The sequence below is a fragment of the Curvivirga aplysinae genome (genome assembly GCF_009711445.1).
Lineage (GTDB): Bacteria > Pseudomonadota > Alphaproteobacteria > UBA8366 > Aestuariispiraceae > Curvivirga > Curvivirga aplysinae.
On record NZ_SMMC01000189.1, the window covers coordinates 1 to 3,532 of the forward strand.

Annotated in this window: 5 protein-coding genes; 4 read left to right on the forward strand and 1 reads right to left on the reverse strand. The window is 41.6% G+C overall.

What is annotated here, in order from left to right; genetic code table 11:
- The first annotated feature begins 71 nt into the window (after positions 1 to 71).
- The 3 genes from E1160_RS10820 to E1160_RS17455 are packed head-to-tail and all read left to right on the forward strand — an operon-like array spanning position 72 to position 2,132.
- The gene (locus tag E1160_RS10820; protein ID WP_155155177.1) at positions 72 to 647 is read left to right on the forward strand and encodes a class I SAM-dependent methyltransferase; all 576 of its coding nucleotides are present in this window, start codon (positions 72 to 74) and stop codon (positions 645 to 647) included.
- Positions 648 to 654: 7 nt separating this feature from the next.
- The gene (locus E1160_RS10825; protein ID WP_155155178.1) at positions 655 to 1,533 is read left to right on the forward strand and encodes a glycosyltransferase; all 879 of its coding nucleotides are present in this window, start codon (positions 655 to 657) and stop codon (positions 1,531 to 1,533) included.
- A 20-nt stretch (positions 1,534 to 1,553) separates the two neighbouring features.
- Positions 1,554 to 2,132, forward strand: coding sequence for an acyltransferase (locus tag E1160_RS17455; protein ID WP_328597147.1), 579 nt, complete (start codon positions 1,554 to 1,556; stop codon positions 2,130 to 2,132).
- Between the two features lie 3 nt (positions 2,133 to 2,135).
- Here E1160_RS17455 and E1160_RS10835 read toward each other — a convergent pair whose 3' ends face one another.
- Positions 2,136 to 2,948 carry a class I SAM-dependent methyltransferase gene (locus E1160_RS10835; protein ID WP_155155179.1) on the reverse strand — a complete coding sequence of 271 codons (813 nt, stop codon included), beginning with the start codon at positions 2,946 to 2,948 and terminating at the stop codon, positions 2,136 to 2,138.
- 350 nt (positions 2,949 to 3,298) lie between these two features.
- Here E1160_RS10835 and E1160_RS17145 point away from each other — a divergent pair.
- Positions 3,299 to 3,532: hypothetical protein (locus E1160_RS17145; protein ID WP_218048843.1), on the forward strand; the 234-nt coding region annotated here is incomplete at its 3' end.

The window sequence follows — 3,532 nt, forward strand, 5'->3', positions numbered from 1 at the left end:
AGATATTATCATGATTATTAAGCAGGTTACCATATTGAATTATCAAATAATATGTCACCGGAAGGGTATCAATGCACATAACAGTTAAAGAAAGACTTGCAGAGAAGAAATCCATTCAAGTGGTGCTAGGTGCAGGCGGCATGGGACCTGATGGTTGGATTTTTACCGAATTTGACGATTTGGATTTTTGCTCGCCTCAGAGCTGGCAATCGTTTTGCCCTGAGAATTCAATAGACAATTTGTTTTCTGAGCATGTTCTGGAACATATCGATTATGAGGATTGCAAAAAGGGCCTTGCATTAGCCTATAAATATCTAAAGCCTGGTGGTGTTTTTCGAATTGCAGTGCCTGATGGTTTTAATCCCGACCCTGATTATATAGATGCTGTAAAAGTCAATGGGACTGGCCTAGGTTCGGACGATCATAGAATATTATACACTATTGAAAGTCTGTCTGAAATTATAGTTCAGGCAGGTTTCCAAATTACCCCATTAGAATATTTCGACCCGGCTGGAAAATTCCACGCAGTCCTTTGGTCCAATGATCAGGGCAGAGTTCTGCGATCACGTCGTTATGACCCTCGTAATACGGAAACGGAATTTAACTATAGTTCACTGATTGTCGATGCAATTCGCCCTATAAAGTGAGACTATTGTGCGTAAACATGATCATTGCCCTTCAGACGATCCAGCTCCAATAGCCTCTTTCTTTTATAATCGGCTACATCGGTCAAAAAACCTGATACATAGTCTTTTACAAAATCCTATTGCTGAACAAAGTGATCTTCATATTTTTTGCGATGGCCCTGGCTCACCAGAAGATGAGAATGATGTAAAAAAGGTTCAACAATTCGCCCAGACAATTCGTGGTTTTCGATCCGTATCTGTTATCATCTCAGAAGAAAATAAGGGATTAGCTGCTTCTATCATTAATGGAGTAAATGAAATTTGCGGCAAATTTGGAAAAGTCATCGTGCTTGAAGATGATTTGGTTGTTTCACCAAATTTTCTTGAATTCATGAATGCAGGGCTCACACAGTATCAAAACATCTCAAATGTTAAGCAAATCGCAGGTCATTTATTTCCATTTGCAATTAACAAAGAACAACAAGCCCTGTTCCTGCCGTTAACAACGTCATGGGGATGGGCGACATGGGATCGGGCATGGCAGGAATTTGATCCGGAAGCATCTGGTTATGACCGGTTAAAGGATGACATTGCCTTGCGCCGGAAGTTTAACTTGGATGATACATATCCTTTCTATGAAATGTTAGAGGATCAATTTGCCGGACGGGTCAATTCATGGGCTGTCCGATGGTATCTTAGCGTTTTTATGAATGACGGATTGGTGCTTTATCCCAGAGAGAATATGGTATTACATGAAGGTTGGGATATTAATGCCACCCATGCAAAAGAAGTACGCCTTGATACCGCCAGAGAAATTGCCATCGATTTTAGGGTGACTTCATTTCCGCCTGCGATATGTTTGGATGAAAATGTTTCCGCCATGCGTAGTTTTTTCAAGTCGAAATAAGTTATTGGAAAGAAAACCATATGCACGTCCAAAACCTGCTAAAGTCTTTCATCGATCTCTTTCAATCGCAGGCGTATAAAACACGCAAAAAATTATCCATCATGTCCATCGATGCCGATAACGCCTTGAAAGTGAATTTCAACAAAATCCGACCCATGCAGAATTGTAAATTGTCCATCGGCGATAAATCAATCATCGAAGGTAATATCGTATTTGAACGCCCTAATGGGCGCATTGATATTGGGGCACGAACCTATATCGGTTCCTCTTCTGTTATCTGCGCTGAACATATATCAATCGGATCAGATGTGTTGATTTCCTGGGGATGTACAATCGTCGACCACAATTCCCATTCAACCCAATGGGAAGAACGCAAAAATGATGTTGTCGATTGGGGACAAGGTAAAAAAGACTGGACCAATGTGCCGACTAAACCCGTCACCATTGGGGATCGTGTCTGGATAGGATTAAACGTTATCATCTTGAAAGGGATAACCATTGGCGATGAAGCTGTGATTGGCGCAGGAAGTGTTGTTACCAAAGATGTACCTGCCGGTGCAGTGATGGGTGGCAACCCGGCTCAAATCATCAGACAGTAATTTTCACGGCTTTGTGCCGATGAAAGAATATAACCGACCCGGTATACGGCTGTAATCACCAAGCTTGTTGACAAACCACATAGGTATCAATTTTGGAAAAGGAAAGTGATAAGCCTGTGCAATATCCAACCTGATGTCCTGTTGCGTTCTTGGAAAACGATTAATATCGCTTTCATACGGATTTAATACTTGTTTCAAATCTATCCCAGCCCGACGAATAAGCCGCTTATATTCTTGAACCGTATAAGCCCATTCGCCACCATATAAATGATGCAATGGATGTCTTGATAGAAACAATTCCAATTCTTCGGGATTAGAAATAACATGTTCCCTTGTGGCGATAAATAATCCACCAGGCATTAGAACACGGGCGATTTCTTTTAACATATCCCCTAAATCCTTTGCATGATGCAAAACCTGTCGACAATGCACCACATCAAATACATCATCTTCAAATGGTAATTTCTCTCCCCATTCTTCTACAATTTCGATCGGTAATGTTTCTGCATCACATAGCGTTTTGATAGCACCTGCACCCACGATAAAACTGCTATTGGGCTCTAAGGCTGTAACGTCAAAACCTTCTTTTGCCAACGCATAGGCCGAAATTCCACGTCCGGCCCCCAAGTCTAAAGCCCTTCCTGATCGCCCCATTAATATCTGTTGTAATGCCTGCCATTCAGAACTTTGGCAAAACCGTTTGGCGGCGTCCAGAACCGGGTCATCGAAATAGCAAAATTTCACTAATTCCTGTTGACCTTTTTGATCACGAAGCCAGACTACCGCTTCTTCCCAGTTCATTTTATAATCAGTCATAGAAGTCATATATGCCTTTACATTTTTATCCGATGCAAATCGACTAAAAACATAAGACCGTCCCATCCATTTGGCAAAGAGAAACATGCTCACTCAAAGGCGAAGGCATCGCCTTGGCCGAACGCGCCCTTCTACAAAAAGAACTCGCCACCAATCAACTCACCCCCGTCAGCCCCGACACCCAAGAAACCGAAGAATGCTATTTTTTAGCGACGCCAGCCAATAGACCCGTAAGTGTTGAGGTGCAGGAGTTGATAAATTTCCTTCTACCTTAGAGGAAATAAAAAACTGTACTAAGTACATTTTTACTTTTAGGTTAACTCACAATCTTCAGTTGGCTGCATTAAATCATGACTTACACAGAAAGACTTCGCACTTTTGCGATACAAGAAGCACAGTTCCTCTTCTTTCGCCCAATTCATCCCTTAAATTTTCACGAAGCACGCATTTTTTACATAATAGTAGTGACCGCTTTGGCTTGGATAGTTGGTATTGGTAGATATTGGGATCACCCTAATGCAGATTTATGGCAATATTTTGGCTTAGGATCCGTGGCGTATATCTATATATTCTCTGCTCTATTA